The sequence below is a fragment of the Neolewinella aquimaris genome, from assembly GCF_014197245.1.
Taxonomy (GTDB): Bacteria; Bacteroidota; Bacteroidia; order Chitinophagales; family Saprospiraceae; genus Neolewinella; species Neolewinella aquimaris.
Window position 1 is genome coordinate 217,673 of the sequence record NZ_JACIFF010000002.1, and the last position, 20,034, is coordinate 237,706.

Annotated in this window: 22 protein-coding genes; 13 read left to right on the forward strand and 9 right to left on the reverse strand. The window is 60.0% G+C overall.

Annotated elements, in window-relative coordinates; all coding sequences use genetic code 11:
• Window positions 1-16: 16 nt before the first annotated feature.
• Window positions 17-1,711, reverse strand: coding sequence for a DUF2207 domain-containing protein (locus GGR28_RS05485; RefSeq protein ID WP_183494739.1), 1,695 nt, complete (start codon window positions 1,709-1,711; stop codon window positions 17-19).
• 108 nt (window positions 1,712-1,819) lie between these two features.
• Here GGR28_RS05485 and GGR28_RS05490 point away from each other — a divergent pair, with 108 nt between their 5' ends.
• From GGR28_RS05490 to GGR28_RS05500, 3 genes are read left to right on the forward strand one after another with little or no spacing between them, the layout of a single operon-like run.
• Entirely contained in the window at window positions 1,820-2,686 is an 867-nt protein-coding gene (locus GGR28_RS05490; protein WP_183494740.1) for an alpha/beta hydrolase, read from the forward strand.
• On the forward strand, window positions 2,683-4,509 hold the full coding sequence (locus tag GGR28_RS05495) for a DUF2157 domain-containing protein (protein ID WP_183494741.1): 1,827 nt from the start codon (window positions 2,683-2,685) through the stop codon (window positions 4,507-4,509). The genes GGR28_RS05490 and GGR28_RS05495 overlap by 4 nt, the downstream gene beginning before the upstream one ends.
• Entirely contained in the window at window positions 4,496-4,993 is a 498-nt protein-coding gene (locus GGR28_RS05500; protein ID WP_183494742.1) for a GDYXXLXY domain-containing protein, read from the forward strand. Before GGR28_RS05495 ends, GGR28_RS05500 begins: the two co-directional genes overlap by 14 nt.
• Here the strand turns inward: GGR28_RS05500 and GGR28_RS05505 are convergent.
• On the reverse strand, window positions 4,986-5,804 hold the full coding sequence (locus GGR28_RS05505; RefSeq protein ID WP_221233808.1) for a queuosine precursor transporter: 819 nt from the start codon (window positions 5,802-5,804) through the stop codon (window positions 4,986-4,988). The two genes, GGR28_RS05500 and GGR28_RS05505, sit on opposite strands and share 8 nt — an antisense overlap.
• 78 nt (window positions 5,805-5,882) lie before the next feature.
• On the opposite strand from GGR28_RS05505, the gene GGR28_RS05510 reads away from it, so the two are divergent.
• Genes GGR28_RS05510 through GGR28_RS05520 form a run of 3 tightly spaced genes read left to right on the forward strand, consistent with a single transcriptional unit; the run spans window position 5,883 to window position 7,977 of the window.
• Window positions 5,883-6,560, forward strand: a complete 678-nt coding sequence (locus tag GGR28_RS05510; protein ID WP_183494743.1) for a hypothetical protein — start codon at window positions 5,883-5,885, stop codon at window positions 6,558-6,560.
• An 11-nt stretch (window positions 6,561-6,571) separates the two neighbouring features.
• Window positions 6,572-7,519, forward strand: a complete 948-nt coding sequence (locus GGR28_RS05515) for an L-threonylcarbamoyladenylate synthase (RefSeq protein WP_183494744.1) — start codon at window positions 6,572-6,574, stop codon at window positions 7,517-7,519.
• A gap of 59 nt (window positions 7,520-7,578) precedes the next feature.
• A complete protein-coding gene (locus GGR28_RS05520) occupies window positions 7,579-7,977 on the forward strand; it encodes a hypothetical protein (protein ID WP_183494745.1) in 399 nt (132 codons plus the stop codon).
• Here the strand turns inward: GGR28_RS05520 and GGR28_RS05525 are convergent.
• The gene (locus GGR28_RS05525; RefSeq protein WP_183494746.1) at window positions 7,974-8,225 is read right to left on the reverse strand and encodes an acyl carrier protein; all 252 of its coding nucleotides are present in this window, start codon (window positions 8,223-8,225) and stop codon (window positions 7,974-7,976) included. The two genes, GGR28_RS05520 and GGR28_RS05525, sit on opposite strands and share 4 nt — an antisense overlap.
• Before the next feature lie 183 nt (window positions 8,226-8,408).
• On the opposite strand from GGR28_RS05525, the gene GGR28_RS05530 reads away from it, so the two are divergent.
• Window positions 8,409-9,128 carry an LOG family protein gene (locus GGR28_RS05530; protein ID WP_183494747.1) on the forward strand — a complete coding sequence of 240 codons (720 nt, stop codon included), beginning with the start codon at window positions 8,409-8,411 and terminating at the stop codon, window positions 9,126-9,128.
• Here the strand turns inward: GGR28_RS05530 and GGR28_RS05535 are convergent.
• Genes GGR28_RS05535 through thyA form a run of 3 tightly spaced genes read right to left on the reverse strand, consistent with a single transcriptional unit; the run spans window position 9,112 to window position 11,881 of the window.
• Window positions 9,112-10,488: a DUF2254 domain-containing protein gene (locus tag GGR28_RS05535; RefSeq protein ID WP_183494748.1), complete on the reverse strand. Its 1,377-nt coding sequence runs from the start codon at window positions 10,486-10,488 to the stop codon at window positions 9,112-9,114. The genes GGR28_RS05530 and GGR28_RS05535 overlap by 17 nt on opposite strands.
• A gap of 5 nt (window positions 10,489-10,493) precedes the next feature.
• On the reverse strand, window positions 10,494-10,973 hold the full coding sequence (locus GGR28_RS05540) for a YkgJ family cysteine cluster protein (protein WP_183494749.1): 480 nt from the start codon (window positions 10,971-10,973) through the stop codon (window positions 10,494-10,496).
• Window positions 10,974-10,975: 2 nt separating this feature from the next.
• Complete coding sequence (gene thyA / locus GGR28_RS05545) at window positions 10,976-11,881, reverse strand: thymidylate synthase (protein WP_183494750.1); 906 nt, start codon at window positions 11,879-11,881, stop codon at window positions 10,976-10,978.
• A 159-nt stretch (window positions 11,882-12,040) separates the two neighbouring features.
• On the opposite strand from thyA, the gene GGR28_RS05550 reads away from it, so the two are divergent.
• Window positions 12,041-12,859, forward strand: coding sequence for an SDR family NAD(P)-dependent oxidoreductase (locus GGR28_RS05550; RefSeq protein ID WP_183494751.1), 819 nt, complete (start codon window positions 12,041-12,043; stop codon window positions 12,857-12,859).
• A 74-nt stretch (window positions 12,860-12,933) separates the two neighbouring features.
• Window positions 12,934-13,575, forward strand: a complete 642-nt coding sequence (locus GGR28_RS05555) for a DUF2911 domain-containing protein (protein ID WP_246416355.1) — start codon at window positions 12,934-12,936, stop codon at window positions 13,573-13,575.
• Between the two features lie 11 nt (window positions 13,576-13,586).
• Here GGR28_RS05555 and GGR28_RS05560 read toward each other — a convergent pair whose 3' ends face one another.
• The gene (locus GGR28_RS05560; RefSeq protein ID WP_183494752.1) at window positions 13,587-14,531 is read right to left on the reverse strand and encodes a hypothetical protein; all 945 of its coding nucleotides are present in this window, start codon (window positions 14,529-14,531) and stop codon (window positions 13,587-13,589) included.
• 73 nt (window positions 14,532-14,604) lie between these two features.
• Between GGR28_RS05560 and GGR28_RS05565 the strand changes: the two genes are divergently transcribed.
• On the forward strand, window positions 14,605-15,372 hold the full coding sequence (locus GGR28_RS05565) for an SDR family NAD(P)-dependent oxidoreductase (protein ID WP_183494753.1): 768 nt from the start codon (window positions 14,605-14,607) through the stop codon (window positions 15,370-15,372).
• A complete protein-coding gene (locus GGR28_RS05570) occupies window positions 15,372-15,791 on the forward strand; it encodes a DUF1622 domain-containing protein (RefSeq protein WP_183494754.1) in 420 nt (139 codons plus the stop codon). Before GGR28_RS05565 ends, GGR28_RS05570 begins: the two co-directional genes overlap by 1 nt.
• Here GGR28_RS05570 and GGR28_RS05575 read toward each other — a convergent pair.
• Complete coding sequence (locus tag GGR28_RS05575) at window positions 15,788-16,903, reverse strand: hypothetical protein (protein WP_183494755.1); 1,116 nt, start codon at window positions 16,901-16,903, stop codon at window positions 15,788-15,790. The two genes, GGR28_RS05570 and GGR28_RS05575, sit on opposite strands and share 4 nt — an antisense overlap.
• A 77-nt stretch (window positions 16,904-16,980) precedes the next feature.
• On the opposite strand from GGR28_RS05575, the gene GGR28_RS05580 reads away from it, so the two are divergent.
• Both GGR28_RS05580 and GGR28_RS05585 read left to right on the forward strand, forming a co-directional pair.
• Window positions 16,981-17,310 carry a DUF3140 domain-containing protein gene (locus tag GGR28_RS05580; RefSeq protein WP_183494756.1) on the forward strand — a complete coding sequence of 110 codons (330 nt, stop codon included), beginning with the start codon at window positions 16,981-16,983 and terminating at the stop codon, window positions 17,308-17,310.
• A gap of 75 nt (window positions 17,311-17,385) precedes the next feature.
• Complete coding sequence (locus tag GGR28_RS05585) at window positions 17,386-18,807, forward strand: adenylate/guanylate cyclase domain-containing protein (protein WP_183494757.1); 1,422 nt, start codon at window positions 17,386-17,388, stop codon at window positions 18,805-18,807.
• Here GGR28_RS05585 and GGR28_RS05590 read toward each other — a convergent pair.
• On the reverse strand, window positions 18,765-19,970 hold the full coding sequence (locus GGR28_RS05590; RefSeq protein ID WP_183494758.1) for an RsmB/NOP family class I SAM-dependent RNA methyltransferase: 1,206 nt from the start codon (window positions 19,968-19,970) through the stop codon (window positions 18,765-18,767). The two genes, GGR28_RS05585 and GGR28_RS05590, sit on opposite strands and share 43 nt — an antisense overlap.
• Between the last annotated feature and the right edge of the window lie 64 nt (window positions 19,971-20,034).

Sequence of the window (20,034 nt, forward strand, 5' to 3'; positions counted from 1 at the left end):
CATTGCTTTAGCCAAATTACCATCCACCCGCGCCCCCGCCGCCCGAACCGCCGCCTACCGAACCGCCGCCGCCACTGGAGGAGGACTGGACGGGAGTGGAGGAACTGCGGACGACGGTGGAGAAGCGACGGCTAAAGTCTCCGGCCACAAATGCCTGATTCCCTACCAGGTACGTCGGCCGGTACTGGCGATCGCTGAGCAGGTCACCGAAGTACTCCGTCCACTTGGTGTGAATGCCGAGGGCAATGGCGTAGGGCAGGAGGTCTTCGTAGTGTTCCGGCGTCATGGTGGGTGCACCGGGCAACCGACGCCGCTTGCTTTCGCTCATGGATAAGTATTCGCGGAAGGCGTCAATTCGCGTACGCAAGGCTACCTGTTCCGGACTTGGCTGCCGAATAAGCACCACGTACGCTACGAATCCAATGAGGCCGGCGATCGCGAACACGACGAGGGCGGGGAGGGCAAAGCCCGTCGCATCGGTACCGAGAAACGGGACGGCGGCAACCAGGCTCAGGGCGAAGATCCCGACAAGCGGGAGGATCCTGGTGGCATTATTTCCCTGCCGGTGATAATCCCGCAACCGCTGCCGCAGCGCTTTATCGTGAGCCGTCAATACCTTCTTGAATTGGCTGTCGTACGACTCCTTCAGGGTCACTTCGTCGGAGCGGGAAAAGAGTCTCTGCAGGAGGGCGGACTGCTCGGCGGGTAAGGGATCGGTTGCCGGTGCGGCGGGATTCGCGCGTAAGCGGTAATAGGTTTCCGTCGTCAGAAAGCCTCGTTCCTCTACCGGCTCGATGAACAGGTGACCCCGCCTGGCCAGGTCCAGCAGTGAGGCGGTAAAGCAGGCCGGACCAATGGTACCGAAAGCAGTGGACAGGTAGCCGATCGCGGCCGGCGAATGCTCTTCCGGCGGGGCATAGACGGCACCCACGCGGGGGGCGGGTGGGTCGACGCCGTGTCGTTTCCAGCTGCTATAGAAATAGTAGCCGTAAGCCAGGGCTCCGAGCAAAAGAAAGAGCACGGACCCCTCCCGTTCGAGCCAGCTGCGCGGGGGTTCGACGACCGACTGGGTGGGAAGCGGTGCGGTAAAGTAGCCCGACTGAAATCCTACCGCGATGCTCATGGACTTACCGTTTCCGTAGCGGCCATCGGCGGTGAAGCGGAGCTGATTGCCGGAGTCGTCGATGCGGCAGTTTCGTTGCGTTGAGCCGGTAGCACCGGTGTAGCAGGCCGACTGAAGCACGGTTGCCGCTGGCGGTATCGTCACCCCGGCGGAAAGTCGTTCGATGGGCAGGGAAACGTCCGGGCCGGTGAGTTCGAAGTCCAGTTCGTCGAGGCTGTCGACGCGGCCAATCGCGTTTTCGATCCGGTAGGTGATGCGGTAGGTATAGGTTCCCGGATCGAGCAGTACCTCCTTACGTCCCGCGTAGATGGTGAGTTCGCGGTTCTTAGACTGGGTGTGGAAGGCTTCCTCTCGGCCGTCGCGTTCGACGGATTGTACGGTCACCGGCTGGTCGTCGCGTTCGGGCAGGCTACGGGTGATGCCCCGCTTTATGACGTCTCCTTCCGCGGCAACCTTGATCGTTTCGACTACTTTGATGGAGCGATCCGGTTGCGGAGTGACGTCGGAATGCCACTCCAGGAAGCGTTCCTGGGCCGGGGCGGAGGCCACAAGCAGGACCCAGAGGGTGAGGAAAAGAAAGACGCGCATAGTCGATATTTGACGGAAAAGAAAGCCCTCCAACCCTAATCGCCAAATGCGTTAGACGAAATTCCCAACGCACCGGACGGACGGGCGGCTTACCCTATCTTGCCGACCATGTACTGGCTCGTCGTGATTATCCCGGTCTTACTTGCAGTCGCCTACCACGGCTGGCTGCCGGAGATGATCGTGCGGCCGCTCCGGAGGTCAGTCAACCTCGATCCCCAGGACCTGGGGTTTGCCTTCGAGTCCGTCGTGCTGACCACCCCGGACCGTCTGGAGCTCGCCGCATACTACGTCCCCGCCACCATCCCCGCCCGGGGCAACCTCGTGATCCTCCACGGCAAGGACAGCGCCAAGGAATTGTACCTGGAGTACCTGCCCCAGTTGGCCCCCTACGGCTACAACCTGCTGCTTTACGATGCCCGGGCCCACGGAAAAAGCCGGGGGGAGTTCACCACCTTCGGGTACCACGAGTGGCGCGACGTGGTGACGGCCGTCGATCACCTTAGGTACCTGGCCGGCGACCTGCCCACGGGGGTGTTCGGGCACAGCATGGGCGGTGCCGTTGCCCTGCAGGCCATGGCCCGGAGTGAGGCGATCGACTTTGGCGTCAGCGAAAGCACCTTCACTCATTTGGGCGACATCATCCACGTATACGCCCGGCGTAAAGCGGGCATTCCGCTGCCCCGGTGGCTGACCGACCGCGTGCTCGACCGGGCCGAAAAAACCGCCATTTTCCGGCACCGGGAGGTGGAACCCGTACGGGCGGCGCGGGACGTTCACCAGCCCGCCCTCATCATCCACGGCGAAATGGACCGACAGATCGACGTGGACAACGGCCGGCAGTTGTACGCCGCCCTGGGCAGTGAACGGAAGGAGCTCTACATCGTACCGGGGGCCGGACACGACAACCTCACCGAAGTGGGAGCCGACGGCTACTGGTGGCGGTTGCGTGCCTTCCTGCAATCCGTTACTTCTTGAAGCGGTCAACGGCCGGCCCCGGCGAGTGGGTGCGCTTTGCGCGGACGTTGCTGCTGGGAGCAGGAGCGGCATTTTTGCTGAGCGGTATCGTTTTTTTCTTTGCCTTTAACTGGGCTTCCTGGCACCGTTTCGTAAAACTGGGAACGGCGGCCGGTCTACTTACCGTCACGGGCCTGTCCGGTCTTTTCTTACCCCTGCGGGGACACCTACGACCGGTGATACTTATCGCGGCGGTGGCCCTCATCGGGGTCTTACTTGCCGTACTCGGGCAAGCGTACCAGACCGGGGCCGACAGCTTCGACCTTTTTTTGACCTGGTCGCTATTCGCCCTACCCTGGGTAGCCCTGGTCCACTTCGCTCCCCTGTGGCTCCTCTACGCCGTTGTTCTTAATCTTACGCTGGTAACCTATACTCGACAGGTGAGCGAGGAACTGGGGTTTGTGGCGATCGGGCTACTTCTTTTCGTGCTCAACACCCTGCTCTGGTTGGTCGTGTGGTTGTGGGGCCGGCGGCGACCGGCCTTCGGTTGGCTACTGAAACTACTGGCCCTCTGGGCGGCTACGAACGTGTCGGTAGCCATCAGTTCCGGCAGCTTCGACGAGGATCCGGTGTGGCTGGGGCTTACCGTGGGGCTGGGACTGACGGTGTATGCCGGCTGGGCAGTGCTGTCCGTGCGGCAGCGCACCGTGTATTACCTGGCCGTAACCGGGGGCAGCGTACTGCTGACCGTCACCTTCTTACTGCTCCGGCTGGCCGACAACTCACTCGCCTACCTGCTGGCCGGTACGCTGGTGCTCACCGGAGTGACCGTCCTGGCCAACCGGCTGAACCGACTTAGCGAGGGATGGAGAACTACCCCGCAGGAAGGGGTGCCGGACTCAGACACAAATAGCGACGACGCCAACACCGGAGTAGCCGTGAAGGTGCTTTCCGGCATCGGGGGCTTCTTTGCGAGCCTGTTGTTCTTACTATTCCTGTGGATCGCCGACCTAATCAACCGGCCGGTGGTCGCTTCCGCGCTGGGGGCCGTACTCGTGGTGGCCACCATCCTGCTCGGCCGCAATCCTCGCCAAGCCTTTCTGGCTACGATCACCGTGTGTGGCTACCTCGTCGGGGTGGGGCTCACCATGGTGGGTTTGCCGCCGGAGGTTACCGATCAGCAGCTGGTGATCCCGGTGGTGGTGATCGCGGTGGCTACCTTAGTTTTTACCCGCAATTATTTTCTGGTATTCCTCGCCGTAGTGTCCCTTCCGGCCTGCCTGCTGTACCTCTACCTGGTCAATCCCACGTTCATCTACGTCGATCTGGCAGTCGTATTCACTGCCCTTGCCTTAGTAAGTTTCAACTTGCTAGAACCGCGGGTGTCCACTCACCCCAGCTTCCCGGCCGTGCGTACCGGGCTTGCCTGCGGACTGCTTATGGTGCTGCTGTTTTACCGCTGGGGGAACTGGATGGCCGATCTCCCGCAGACTTATTACGCTGAGGCGCCGGCGGCGATTAGTCTTTACCTGCTGTCGGTCATCGTGTTGTGGAGGAGCATTCCACGGGCCTGGGCCATCGGTGCCGGTCTGGTGATTTTGCCCCTCACTCTGCTGCCCCTGCTGCTGGGAAGTTTACTGCTGTTGTTGGCAAGCTTTCGGAATCGCCATTTCGTGGGGATCGGACTTGGGGCCTCCGGGCTGCTGTACTTCACGGCGCAGTATTACTACGACCTACGGTGGACTTTGCTGGATAAGTCGTTCGTACTTATGGGTTCCGGCCTTGCGTTACTGGCACTCTACACCCTACTGCAACGTAAATTCACCCGTAGTGAATCGAACTAGGCAACTCGTGCTGCTGGCGTGCCTGCTGGCTACCCTGGCCTTCGTAGCGTACTCCGTGTTGACCAGGGAGCGTACCCTGCGGGACGGCGAGTTGGTGCTGCTGCGGTTGGTGCCGGTGGATCCCAGGTCATTGCTGCAGGGAGACTACATGCGGCTGCGGTATGCCATCGAGCAGGATGCCGACCCCACTCCCCGGAGGGGCTATCTCGTTCTAAGCGTCGACGAAAACAGGGTGGGACATTACGTGCGGCTGCAGGCGGAACGAGATCCGCTGAAATCCGGCGAGCACCTGCTTAGGTTCGGGCGGCGGGGCGCGGGAGCAGGGGAAGTCGGAAGGCTGTCCGTCGGGGCCGAAAGCTACTTTTTCCAGGAAGGAGAAGGCGACAAGTACGCCCGGGCAAAGTACTGTGGACTGCGGCTCGACGGCAAGGGCGGTTCCGTACTGGTAGGCCTGTGGGACGAAGACCTGGAGCGAATCAGGTAACCGTAGCCCGCGCCCGCATGGCGGCGGAAACCTCCGCCCCCAGGTAACGATCGATGATGGCGTGGAGCCAGTAAATGACCGGGGTGAGACCGATCGCCATCGTAAACTTGAAGACATACTGCACGGTCGCAACGGCCAGGATGCGCGACCACGGCCAGGGGGAGGTCACGCCGCCGAACAGTTCGGGTCCCAGCTTAAAGGCGACGTAGAGCACCACGAAACTGTCTACCAGCTGGCTGATCAGGGTGGAGCCGGTCGCCCGCAGCCAGAGCTTGTCCTCCCCCGTGCGCCGCCGAATGCGGTGAAAGACAATAACGTCGGTAAGCTGGGCGATCAAAAAGGCCAGGAGCGAGCCTACGATGATGAACAGGCCCTGCCCGAAGGTTACCCGGAAGGCAGCTTGATTGTCGGGTACCCCCTGCACCTGCGCCCCCGCCACCCACCAGTCGGCCGGACTGAGCTGAATAGCGAAGAAGATCATGAGGAAGGCGTAGCCGATGAGCCCGACCGTGAGGTAACTGAGCAGCTTGACGCCGCGCTGGCCGTAGTATTCGTTCAACAGGTCCGTCATCACGAAGACGACCGGCCAGAGCAGTACCCCGGCACTGAACTGCAGAGCCCCGATCTCCCCGAACAGGTTGAAGTTCCAGGGATCCAGTCCGAGCGTGTCCTCCAGGGCGAAGATCTTCACGCCGATGAGCTCGGCCACCAGGGCATTGGCTACGAAGAAGCCGGCCAGGTACACGAAGAGGCGGCTCGGCCGGTGGCTGATGACTTCGGTAGACGGCGTGGGCGGTGGCGAATCGATCAAGACAAGGGAAAATGAGTGACGAAAGTAGCAAACGCAATATGGGTACTTTACCGTCTGTATTCCTACAGAACCTCCCCAATGCCCTACGCTTTACTCTTTTTTTGCCTGCTCTGCCTCAGTCCCATAAGCGCCCAAACCCCGGAAGATCAACCACCCAGCGTAGCACTAAGTGACCTGACGTACGTACGGACCGCCCTACCCTACCAGGGCAAACAGCGCCTCAAAGCGGTGATGCTGCTGTACAACACCTACGAATGGAACCTTGATCGCCACTTCCAGCTTGGGGTCGGGGTGGGCGGTCCGTTGGGTATACTCCTCAATCAGCGCTTCCGGACATCGTTGAACGATTGGCTGCACATCGGGCTGAGCAACGAGCTTATCCTCGCGCCCCAGTACGGCTCCGAAGGCGACCGCTTCCCCCGGGTCGGCGACGTCACGACCCTGCTTACGGTGGGCAGCGACCAACAATTCTTTAGCCTGGGGGCCGGCCTGTTTTATGCATCGGGGAGCGACAACTCCTCGGTGACCAACTACCGAATCGGTGCCGGCACCCTCGTCGGAGAGCGGACGCACATTTACGGTGAGCTCCTGGCCTACCTCAATCGGTGGGGGGAGCTCGGCGTAGCGCCCTCCCTCAACGTGGCCATTGCCAACCGCCGGCACCGGTGGAGCTGGGGCGTCATGACCGTGGTCATCGACGGAGAATCCTACTTCGGTCGGCCGATCCCGTACATCAGCTACTCCCTTTATTACTGATACTTTTGCGTATGCGCGCAATCATCGGAACGGACCCGGAAGAAGCAGCCCGGCGGTTGGCAATGGGCCAACTCGTAGCCCTGCCCACCGAGACCGTCTACGGTCTGGGAGGAAACGCCCTGAATCCCCGGGCCGTCAGTGGCGTCTTTACGGCCAAGAACCGGCCCAGTTTCGACCCCCTGATCCTGCATCAGTCGTCGTCCGAGCGGATCCTCGCATACGCGCAACAGATTCCGCACGAAGCCCGTCGGTTGGCGGAAGCCCTCTGGCCCGGGCCCCTGACCCTGGTGCTGCCCCGGGTGTCTTCCGTGCCGGACCTCGTTACTGCCGGTCTCGATACCGTCGCCCTACGCGTGCCGTCCCACCCCCTGATCCGGGAGGTACTCGAGCGGGTCGATTTTCCGGTAGCGGCCCCGAGCGCCAATCCCTTTGGCTTCGTCAGTCCGGTCACGGCGGCCCACGTCGCGGACCAGCTCGGAGATCGCATCGATTACATTCTGGACGGTGGCACGTGTCGGGTGGGCCTCGAAAGCACCATCGTCGGATTCGCCGGAGGGGCACCGACCGTACTGCGCAAGGGCGGTACTGCCGTGGAGGACATCGAATCCGTACTCGGCAGATCGGTAGAGGTACGCACCCTCAGCAGCAGCAGGCCTACGGCTCCGGGGATGCTGGTGAGTCATTATTCTCCCGGCATCGCCCTTACCCTAGTGGAGGTCGCGGCGGAAGCGGGGACGGCCGAACGGGCGGTGGTTCGCTTTGGTGATGCCAACGGCGCGGGTGGGCAGCACGAGTATAATTTATCGGTCGCCGGAGACCTGGAGGAGGCGGCCCGCAACCTCTTCACCGTACTGCGGCGGCTGGCGGCCGGCGGGTACCGCTCGGCTACGGTGGAACTGGTACCCGAGCGCGGACTGGGGCGGGCGATCAACGACCGGCTACGGCGCGCGAGCAATTAGGGAGTGGGGTTAACTTTCCCGCATCTGTTGCGTTTCGGGAATTGCAATTAACCCTGTCCATGCGCCTCGTCTCCGTTTTGCTCTTTTCTCTGATCTTGTTCTCCTGTGGCCAGGATGGTACCCCGGCCGTTGCCGAAGGGGCTACGCTCACGGGCCGCTGGGACCTGGTGGAAGCGCGGCGGGACAACGTAAAGACCAATCTGCTGGAGGGGCTGTACTTCGTCTTCGACGCCGACGGCACCTTCGAAACCAACTTGCTTACCAACGAAGCCCAGTCGGGCACTTACGTGCGACAGGACGGTGAGATCACGACGGAAGGCGTAGAAGTGCCGATGACCTACGAGATCGAATCGCTCGAGGAGGGCGAGTTGTACCTGCGCTCGCGGTACGAAGGATTCTTGTTCGACTTCCGGATGCAGCGGGGCGGTACGGAGGCCGGGGAAACTCCGACGGACTAACGCAGAAAAAAGTGTTGCAGGTCGCCGACCGTTTCAATCTGGGCCGCTTCCTCCTCGGTGAGGTAGTACTCCAGTTTGCTCTCCAGTCCGGCGACCAGCAGCTTGATGTCGGTGGTATCGAGGAACAGGTCTTCGCGCAGGCGGGTGAAGCCGTGGAGCCGGTGTCCGGGCAGACGCAGTTCGGAACTGAGGTTGTGCATCAGGGAAGCGCTACGTGCAACGTTGGCCTCGGTAGAAAAGCTTGTCATATTGTTCATTTGGCAGCCAGCCGAACGGCATGGGTTAAAAAGCGAATATTCGCTGGAAAGAACGATGTGGTGGGGATAAGCGTTGCCTCAGTGGTAAAATATATTCCGGATAAAACCATGGAGTGTCTTTCGGCATTCCCTTCCGGCGACACCTTTGGGTGTAGTGTCATCAATTATAATTTTATGAGTGATTTTTCTGGGCTTGAGCGTCAGGCCCCCCGCCGCTGGAACACCGAGCCCTTCGGCGAGAACAGTTGGACCATGTTTAAGGTGATCAGTGAATTTGTCGAAGGCTTCGAGGTGATGAACCGCATCGGACCCTGCGTAAGCATATTCGGTTCGGCCCGCACCAAGCCGGATCACAAGTATTACAAAACGGCTACCGAGATCGGCAGGCTCCTCGTTCGCCAGGGTTATGGCATCATCACCGGTGGCGGTCCCGGCATTATGGAAGCCGGCAACAAGGGCGCCCACGACAGCAAGGGGGCCAGCATCGGGCTCAACATCGACCTGCCCTTCGAGCAGAGCAGCAACGCATACGTTGACCACGATAAGGACATCGACTTCCGGTATTTTTTCGTGCGCAAGGTGATGTTCGTCAAGTACGCCCAGGCCTTCGTGTGCTGTCCGGGGGGCTTCGGCACCATGGATGAGCTCTTCGAGGTGCTCACGCTGATCCAGACCAAAAAGATCACCCCGGTGCCCGTCATTCTGGTGGGCAGGAGTTACTGGGCGGGGCTCCGTGAATGGATCTTCGATACCATGTCTACCCGCGAGAAGACCATCAGCGAAGGAGACATCGACCTGCTTCCCGTAGTCGACACGCCGGAGGAAGTACTCGCTATCATCCAGGAGTTTTACGACGAAAAGGGCGGTCGCCTGGAGCCTAATTATAAGCTCTAGTGTTTCCCGCTATACCGGGCTGGCTACGCCGGGTATCTTCCAGCATCACCAGTTGTCGTGCCGCTCGAAGCCTGCGGCGCTGTCCGAGTAACTCCCGGGCAATCACCCCGCGATCGACGGAATTTCGAATACTGGCCCGGGCGTCTTCCAGCAGCGCGTGGATCTCGACCATGATGATGCGGCGGTAGTAGGTCGATTCACCCGACAGCAACATCAGGTGGAAAAGCATCTGAAACAAGCGGCGCACCACGAGGGGATCCTGCTTGCCGTAACAACGCATTTCCTGCATCAGCGCCGTGAGTACCTCGGCGTAGTCGTGACGGGCGAACCAGACGTCGTGCCCCTGCTTCGCGCGAAAGTAGTTGTGCAGCGGCGCGGCCATCAGCCGGCTGAGGATTTCCGTCTGCCGGTCGATCACCATCAGCGCGGTACCCGGATCGTTGATGCCGGGGGATAGTGCCTTCAGTGCAATTTCCGTAAGCTGCTTCAGGTTGGGCAAATACCAGTCGTCGAACTGATCGTGTATCGGAGCAACGGTTGCCATGACGCGGTCGATCTGCTCTTCGGTGAGCATCCGTTCCGATTGTACCATGGGCAAATCCTTGGGGACGAAATCCCCCTTCCTTACGCCAATGTAAATGCGGGTATCGAACTCTCGCGCAAATTCCGACAGGGACTTATGGTCCACGGTGCCGACGTAACCGCTGATCGGCGAGGGAATGCCGTACCACTGCTTGACTTCCTGGGGTATGCTTCCTTCCGAAAATCCCTCTCCCTCCAGCTCGGATTCTTTCTCGATCCCGCGCAGTGAGTCCCGTGCGGAGGCATCGATGATGCTATCCACCTGAATTTTTTTCGTGATGGCCGTAACGAAATACACGAACAGACACAGGCAAGTGATACCAAGAACCGTACAAACGAGGATGGAAAAATTGGGAATCTTGAAGTCGTCGTTGCTGCGTATTGAAAGCAGTACCGTGATGGTCAGGACGATGGTGGCCAGGTTGAGCCCCATGACGAATTGCAGGGATCGGTCTCCCGTCAGTTTCGGCAGCAAGCGCGGGCTGTAACTTGACGCGACCTGATTCAGCAGGATCATGATCTGGGAAAAGGTAAACACCGTAAGGGTGATCAATCCTCCGATGAACATCCCCAGAATGGTGCGCGCGGTATCCTGACTCGTAATGGCGAGCGCCGGAAATATGTCCGTGGTCGTTTTGCTTATCTCGGTGGAGTTTTCCAGGAAATAAAACAGAAACCCCAGGAGGACCGCCGCCACGATCATCGGTACGGGCAAGAACGCAACGCTTCTGACGGCCTGCTTACTGAAGGTGCGAATGAGTCGCATAATCCTATCCATGTCAATTATTTACGCAGCCTCCGCAAAATACGGGCCACTGCGGGGCATACCAGGGTGTTGCGCAAAGTCAACGGGAGAATCTGCAGCATGTTCTTACGGTCGGTGTGCGGATACTCCCGGCAGGCCCGGGGCCGGGCGGCGTAAACGGAGCAGTAGTTGTCGGGGCCCAGGAACGGGCAGGGGGCCACGTTGAGCACATAATCGCCCTCGTTGTCGAGGTGCAGGTGCCGTTCCACCAATTCGGCGGGTCGGATGCCCAGGTGGCGGGAGAGCCGGTCGATGTCGATGTCGCGAAAGATCGGACTCGTCGTCTTGCAGCAGTTGGCGCAGTCGAGACAGTCGATTTCCGAGAAGACCCGGTCGTGTAGATCGTGTACCTGCCGGTCGAGGTTGGCCGGTGGGCGATTGCGCAGCCTGGATACGAACTTGCGGTTCGACTTATACTCCGCGGCGGCCTGCTCCAGCTCCTCGTTTACGTTCAGCATAGTCAGACGGCTATCGGAGCTTTGATGCTGGGCCAGGGATCGTAATCGAGCAGTTCGATGTCCTCGAAGCGGATGTCAAACAGGGCGGGGGCGCTGGGAGCAATGTGGATCCGGGGCAGCAGGCGGGGGCTGCGACTCAGTTGCTCACGGGCCTGGTCGAGGTGATTGGTGTAGAGGTGGGCGTCCCCGAGGGTATGCACGAAATCCCCCACCTGCAGGCCGCATTCCCGGGCAACCAGGTGGGTGAGCAGGGCGTAGGACGCAATATTGAAGGGTACGCCGAGGAAGACGTCGGCCGAGCGTTGGTACAGCTGGCAACTGAGCCGGCCCTCCGCTACGTAAAACTGAAAGAGCGTATGGCAGGGGGGAAGTCCGGCCTTCACCATTTCCGGGATGTCCGCAGGGTTCCAGGCCGTGACCAGCAGGCGACGGCTATCGGGGCTCGTCTTTATCCCCTCGATCACCTCCGACAATTGATCGATGCCGTTGAAGTCGCGCCACTGTTTGCCGTAGACGGGCCCCAGTTCACCCCACTGGGCGGCGAAATCCTCATCCTCCGCAATCCGCTTCGTAAACTCCCGCATGGCCTCCTTCCAGGCCGGCCCGTGCTTGGGTAGCGCACCGGCCTGCCCCGTCTCTTCCAGGTAGTGCTGGAAGGGCCACTCGTTCCAGATTCGGACCCCATTCTGTACGAGGTACCGGATGTTGGTGTCCCCCCGGATGAACCAGAGCAGTTCGTGCACGACGCTTTTCCAGTGGATCCTTTTCGTGGTCAGCAGCGGAAATCCTTCCCGGAGCGAATACCGCGCCTGGTGCCCGAACACCGAAAGGGTCCCCGTACCCGTGCGGTCGCCTTTGGGGGTACCGGTGGCCAGGATGTGACGGAGAAGGTCGTGGTAGACGAGCATGGGGGCAGATTGTGGCGGGGGCGGACCCTAATTCTGGCGGCAAGGTAAAACTATAATGACGGATCGGCCTTTTACCTCCGGCATCGGCAGCATACGCGCCGCGGCCGCTTCACCACGCAAGTTGCACCCCGCAACCGGGCGGATGACAAACGTAAAATAATGGATGTTAAAGACTTTGCCGGTAAGGCTGCCATTGTAACCGGTGCCGCCAAGGGCATCGGTTACGGTATCGCCAAATACCTGATCGAGCACGGCGCGACGGTCGTGCTGAACGACATCGATGTCACAGCGGTGGAGGAAGCCGTTGCCGAGCTCAATGCACTCGATCGGGGCCGTGCCCTGGCCTACGCCGGGGATGCCGGTTGCGTCGATTTCATTTACCGGATGGTGGACTACGCCGCCGGGCTAGACGGTTGCCGGTTCGAACTGGTCGTAGCCAATGCGGGCCTTACGGAGTTTGGCGACTTCTTCACCTTTACGGAAAAGAGTTTTCAGAAGATTGTAGACCTAAACCTGAGGGGGACGTTCTTTCTCGCCCAGGCGGCGGGCAACAAACTGCGGGAGCAGGAAAGCGGCGGACGGATCATTCTGATCGGCTCCAACGTGGGCAGCCGGGCGTACCACAACCTCGCCGCGTACGGCATGTCGAAGGCCGCCATCGCCATGCTGGCGCAGCAGCTCACCCTTGACCTCGGCCCCCTCGGAATAACGGTGAATTGTGTAGCTCCGGGGGCTACCCTGACGGCCCGTACTTCCGTCGAGGAACCCGATTACGCGGGCATCTGGGCCGAACTCAACCCCAATGGTCGGGTAGGACTTCCGGAGGACGTCGCGGCGGCCGTCGGCTTTCTCCTCAGCCCCGCCGCCAGCCACATTACCGGGCAACAATTGTACGTGGATGGGGGATGGACCGGCTACGCGCCGTCGCCGTTTTCCGCCGAACGCCTACGCAGTCGGGATAAAAAAGCGGTGGGGTAACTCCACATTTTACCCGTTGTGACGTTAAATAGACTGATATAACTACAAACTGAATTCACCAAACCAACCATCTTATGCAACGCATCACCTGCTATTGCCTCGTTTTCTGCGGCCTGTTATTTGCCGCCAGCTGTAACACCCCGCCCACTGGAAACACCGCTGATACCAGCCAAACTCCGGCAGCTGGCGAAACCATGCCCGCCGCGGACCAGTCCGCCGCAACGAACGGTCGCAACTACACTTTGACCACGCTGGACACCACCATCAAAAGCCCACGCAAGGAACTGAAGGGCAAGGTTGACGGGGTAGACGTAACCATCAACTACGGTAGTCCTGCCGTTAACGGCCGTACCATTTATGGCGACCTGGTCCCCTACGGCCAGGTATGGCGTACCGGGGCGAACGAAGCCACCCGCATCACCTTCGCCCAACCGGTCAAAGTAGGTGCCGAAGGCAAGGACCTGGCCGCCGGGACGTATTCCCTATTCACCCTTCCCGCAGATATGCACGACTGGACGATCATCTTCAATAAGACCGCCGATCAGTGGGGCGCGTACGATTACGCCGAAGCCGACGATGTAGTGCGGGTCAAGGGCACCGCCAAGATGAGCAGTACTCAGGCCGAGCGGATGGATTTCGCCCTGGAAGGAAACAACATTCAACTGATGTGGGCGGATATGACGATCAGTTTCCCGATCTCCGCCGCCGCTAAGTAAGTCAGCGCTTTTTACCGGCCGCCGCCCTTACGGCTACGACCAATCAGATCGAGCCCCTCGTCAGGTTTAGCCGCCTCACGGGGGGCTTCTTCGTACTTGTGGTTAAACAGTTGTTCTTCCTCCCGCCAAATTCCCTCCGGGGATACCGTCAAAAGGTGGTAACTGCCGTCCGGCATATTGACCGGTCCCTCGCCGTAGTTGCCGGGAACCATGATGAGGTTTTCGTACACGATGCCCCCCAGTTCTTTATCGTAGCGCAGGGCAACCGTTGCTTCGGCACCGTACTCCAGAATGATCCGGGCCCGGTCGCTGAGGAGCAATTCTGAATCGGTGTAGGTTTCGAAGACCGGAAGTCCGAAAATCGGTTTGCCCGCCTTGTCGAAGCGGAGTACGTCCAGGATTTTGCGCCGGCGGTAAGCCTCGTAGCTGTCGTAGCCGAGAAGAAAATAGTAGGGCCTGCCTTCGTACGTGCCCCCGTCGATGATCCGATATACCGCGTACCCTAACCAATTGTCGGCACCGACAATGGCGTTTTCGGGGTTCTCCAGCCAATCGGCCCCACGATCGAGCAGAGGCACTAGGCTCAGTGATTCGGTATTCATCTGAATGGCCCCGTAGTGTCGATATTCGTCGCGGCTGACGTTGAGTTCCCAGGAAAATATCCGAAACGTACTATCGGCGGGATACTGAACGCTCAACCCCTGGAGGCCCGAAAAATCGTACCGAAAGGAGTTTGGCCGGTCCAGGGCCGTTACGAGTTCCCGAATCAGGTCGCGGCAGGCGGTGAAGCGGGCGACCTCCGAACTGTCGGTGTACACCGTAGTGATTAAGTCGGACATGCGCCCCGCCACCTCACTCATTTCCTCCCGGTCCTTTTCCGACAGCGAAGTTGATTGTGCGGTAAGTCCGGTTGCAATGAACAACGGGAGTAAGAAAAACAATGTACGTGTGTTCATAAGTGGAAGGGCTAACCCACTTAATACGCCACGAGCCCTGCAATAGTATTGGCATGCCTTATACATTTACATTATGATAACAGTCGACTTCAGCGGCCGCACCGCGCTCGTCACGGGCAGCAGCCGCGGCGTGGGAAAGGCCACCGCGCTTTTACTCGCCCGCGCCGGTGCCAGGGTTTGCGTCCACTACCGACAGGGCGCCGAAGACGCTAAGGACGTACTGGCGGCACTACCGGGAGCGGGACACTGCCTGCTACAGGCCGATGTGAGCGACCCCGCAGCCGCCCGCAGACTGGTTGATAGCGCGGTCACGAAACTGGGTCACCTGGATATACTCGTCAACAACGCGGGCATCTTCCGGCCCCACCCGGTAGACGGCACTTTAACCTTCGAGGAGTGGCTGGCTACGTTTCAGGTAACCCTCAACACCAATTTGGTCGGGCCGGCCGCCGCCGCCTACCAGGCCATTCAGCACATGCGCGGGCGGGGCCGCGGGACGATCATCAACATCGGCAGCCGGGGAGCGTACCGGGGTGAGGCGGGCCAGATCGGTTACGGCGCCGCCAAAGCCGGGCTGCACAGCCTGAGCCAGTCCCTGGCCCAGGAAGTGGGCAAAGACAACATAACCGTACACGCCATCGCTCCGGGCTTCATCGAGACGGCCATGGTCCGGCCCCACCTGCAGGGTACCGCCGGAGACGCCGTACGGGCACAGAGTCCCCTAAATCGCGTTGCCACGGTGGAGGAGGTGGCCCGCGCCGTCCTGTATTTGGCCAGCCCGGAGGCAGCTTTCACCACCGGGAGCGTACTCGACCTCAACGGAGCCAGTTACCTGCACTGATGGAAGAGCAATCGATATACGCAGTCACCGAGGGGTACATCTACCACTTTGCGGAGTGGGTCAAGCTCGTGGTGGAACTCTGCGGCGTGCTCGTCATTGCCTGGGGCGTGCTAATTTCGCTCTGGTTGTACGCCGGCCGAATTTTTACCCACCGCGACCAGGATTTTGTCGCCCTCCGCCTGGCCCTGGCCCGCTACCTGATCGTTGCCCTCGAGTTTCAACTGGCCGCCGACATCATCAGTACGGCCATTGCCCCGGGCTGGGACCAGATCGGCAAACTCGCCGCCATCGCTACCATCCGGACCGTCCTGAATTACTTTCTGGAAAAAGAGATCGACAGCGAAGTGGAAACCATCAGGAGTGGAGACCGCGATGCCTTCGAGGACCGAATGGATCAGGCTGCCGGGGATAAAGATTAGGCTACCCTAAACGTATTTTGGAGTTTCAGGTAGCCCGCATCGATGGGCTCCTGAACGGAAACCTGCCACTTGCCCTGCCCTATCCGCCAGGCACGGAAGCGCTCCGAGGAGCGTGAGGTGAAGTAAGTGAACTGCTCGATGTCCGAACCGGATTCCCCTTCCGCAGCCTGTTTGCCCATATGCCGGTCACCGGGATAAAACCGCTGGCCACCGTTGCGTAGGCTACCCGGCCTCACATCATCATCAGTAAATCCGAGGTGGGCGCGTTCTCCCGCGTCAAGCGGGCGCTCCTCGAAGTACGTCCAGTGGTATCCGGCCTGCTCGCAGTAGAAATGCCGCTTCGTCCCCGGTGCACTCGCCACAATCAGTCGGGCGGACGGATGGCGAAGATCGTTCCAGTCAATGGGTACGTTTTCCTCGATGCGGTAGGGAGCACCGTAGATGCAGACCACCTCCCCGGCCCGGACACGGTGAAATTCAAATGCCTTCCTGCGGTCCGTATGCAGCAGCCGTAGTTCGGAAGGTACCCCGGCATTCGCCTGAGAAGGTCGGTGTCGGTCGGGCAGTAGTGCTTCAAGCACCTCCAGGTCGGGCAGCTCTAGCTCCGCCATCCGGCCGTCGTCCGGTAGACGGATAAACTCCTCCAGTTTGTGTTCCAGTTCGGTGAGGGCACCTTTTTCCGCCATAGGATTCAGTAAACCCATCCTCGTACCGTCGTTCAGTTCGACGGTGAGCTGCCAAAATTCTCCCACCCCCGTATCGCCGTTGCTGACGCCGACCGGCCTAACGAAGATCTGGCGAAGGGAAGCCGTCGGTACAGTGACGTTGCGCAACCACGTTGGCAGGGGGCCGTGGGATATGCTGAGCTCGTGCTCCCGAGCCTCGATCACGGTGCGGTTGATAAAGAGCGCGACCACGTAGTAGGTGAGGAAGACCGCAACCAACACGTGAAACACATAAAGCCAGTTGACCCCGAACAGCATAAACATCAGGATCATTGCGTCCCACACGAGAGAAAAGGCGAGCAGGGCGTACGCCGCGGAGGATCGCCATGCACTTGTGATTCGCAGGCAATTGCCGTATCGCTCGGTGTGGAGGGGGCTGTTTTTCATGTCCCGTCGGTAAGGTGTGAATCCGTCCCGACGAACATGGCCGGTCGGAAGATTATTCTATATTAAAATACAGGATTATGGCCGATAAATCACCAGAAGAAATTTACGACGCGTTCCGCGAGGTAGTCAACATGGCCCCCAAGGAATTAACGGAATGGCTCGAGACCGAAGAATCAAAATCCGTAGGTGACGACTCCTCCGGCGAAAGCACCGGTCACAAGAGTGGAAAAAAGATCGTGGAGATCAAGCATAAAAAGAAAGCAGATCTGACGGAGGCGGATTACGCTCACATGAACAAGGTCGTAGGCTACGTGCACCGCCACCTCGCCCAACGTCCGAAGGGAGACGTCACCGAGACCAACTGGACCTACAGCCTGAAGAACTGGGGCCACGACCCCACCAAGTAATTATTCCCCCCCCCCCGAAGACCACCTCCCCGAACCACTAGGCAAGGGTTATCTTGTTGCCCGCCCCCCCAGCCAATGAACCGGTTTTGCCTGCTGTTTATCCTGATTTGCCTTGCTCCTGCGTTGCCCGCCCAAAACCGGTACGACGGGCAGATAACGGCCATCGAGCAAATGATCCGCCAGGGAAAGTACCGACTGGCCCGTGCCCAGAGCGAAGCGCTCACTCAGGAAGGTCGGCAGCAACAGCTCACCAACATCGAAGCCTACGGAAATTACCTGCACGGGCGTGCCCTGCTGGAAGACCCCGCCGCGGAAAGCAAAGATCGGGTAGCCGGCGTGCGCTTTCTACGGTTGGCCTCGACCGGATTTACGGACAGTGGGATGGTAGCGACCGTGGATTCCATCGCCCAGCAACTGAAGGACATTCGCGGCGGCAACGACACCATCACAATTCGGGAATTGCCGGAGGTCAGGGACATCCGGTTGCGCAACCGACTGAGCGAACGGATTACCGAAGCGGAGCTGGACCAGTCCGCCCTCAGCGCCATCGTAGTGCTGCAAAACAAGGAGATCGAAGCGCTCAATGACAGTCAATTGAGGCAGCTGGTGCTGCTGCAGAAGAAGGACATGGAGCTCGACTCCTTCCAGTTTCAAACCCTCAACGACAGCATGCTCCTGATGCGGCAGCAGATGCTGCTCGACGAACAGAAATCCCTCACGCGGGAGGAGGTTCAACGGCGCAATTTTCTGCTCGTACTGGCAGCCGGCGTTCTGGTGGCCCTGGGACTGCTCTACCTCCGGTACCGCTCGGTGCAACGGTACCAGACGTTGCTGAGTGAAAAGAACGGCCGCATTCAGGAAGCGCAGCAGCGATCGGATGAGCTGTTGCTGAATATCCTGCCCTACACCGTTGCCCGGGAACTCAAGGCCACCGGGAAGGCGACGGCCCGGCGGTACGAAAGCGCTACCGTGATGTTTTCCGATTTCGTGGGATTCAGCAAGATCGCTAGTAGCCGGGAGCCGGAAGAACTGGTGCGCTTACTGGACCAGACCTTCCGCACCTTCGACGAAATTATCGAGCGGCACGGACTGGAAAAGATCAAGACGATCGGCGATGCGTACATGTGTGTGGGGGGCGTTCCCGTAGAAAATGAAGACCACGCTAAGAATACCGTGCAGGCAGCCCTGGAGATTCAACGCTACCTGGATAAGGAGAGCATCTTTTCGGCGCGCATCGGCATTCACAGTGGCGCGGTGGTGGCGGGCGTGGTGGGCCAGAAAAAATTTGCCTACGACATCTGGGGGGACACGGTTAACCAGGCCGCCCGATTGGAGAAAGCCGGCTCCCCCGGTGAAGTGACGATCAGCCGGACGACCTGCGACCTACTGAGCGCGGAATTCAGCTGCCGTCACGTTGGCGTATTCGAAGCGAAAAACATCGGAAATATGGACCGCTACGAGGTCTTAGAGAGCCGGCTCACGAAGAACCCATCGTAACCGTCGCGCTGCGGCAAAAACGACTGACGGTGCTCCAGGGTCCAGTCCTTCCCGGCCTCCGAAGCTAAAAATTCTTCTACTTGCCGCTCGTTTTCGCGGGGCAGGATACTACAGGTGGCGTAGACCATTTTCCCGCCGGGCTTGACCATGCGGCCATACCCACTCAGGATCTGTTGTTGTTCGGCCACTACGCGGTCGATGACGTCGGGCGAAAGTTTCCACTTGGCGTCGGGATTGCGGCGCAGCACGCCGAGGCCGGAACAGGGCACGTCTAGCAGCACCCGGTCCGCTTTTTCCGTCAGTCGCTTAATGATTTTAGAACTTGTGATGGGGCGGGTTTCCAGGTTGGCCACCCCGTTGCGGCGGGCCCGTCGCTTGAGCTCGTCGAGCTTCCAGCCGTGGATGTCCAGGCTAAGCAGTCGCCCCTTGTTTTGCATCAGGGCGGCGAGGTGGAGGCTCTTGCCCCCGGCACCGGCACAGGCGTCGATGACCGTATGACCTGGCTCCACTTCCAGGGCCGGAGCGGCCTGCTGGCTGCTGAAATCCTGCACCTCGAAGAGCCCGTTCTTGAAGGCCTTGGTGGCGAAGAGGTTCTTCCGCTCCGTCACCAGCAGGGCATCCCCGGAGATGGATTCCACTACGATGCCCTCCGCGGCGAGGGAAGTGGTGACGGTGGCCGGGTCGGACTTCAGCCGATTCACGCGTAGCACGACCGGGGCCTGCTCGTTCAGGGCACCGATGGTGGCCGTCCAGTCGGCACCCAGTTGCTCCTCCCCTACTTCATCGAGCCAGTCGGGGATGCTCTCCCGCAGCGCGCGGTTATTGCGGGCCGTTGCAAGTTGTGCATTAATTTCGGCAGCGTCGAGTCCGGCGAACTCCCGCCACGGCGGCAGTTCATCGTAGCCATTCAGCAAAAGGTGAATGCCGATGAGGCGCCACCAGTCTTCCTTACTGCGGGGTTCGTCGCCCGCCAGGTGACTGTAGAGTCGGTAATAGCGAACTACTCCGTAGGTGTGCTCGGCAATGAAGGCCCGGTCCTTGCTGCCGCGGCGCTTATCAGCCTTCAGGATACGGGCGATCTCCCGGTCGGCGTAGGCTCCGTTCATAAAGATGTTGAGCAAGGCTTCGGCGATGGCGTCGATCTGGGCGGCGTAAAATTTCATAGGGGCATTGGTCAGCGGTCGGGAGCGTGGGTGCCCCGACGGAATAATTACAAAGGTCTACCCC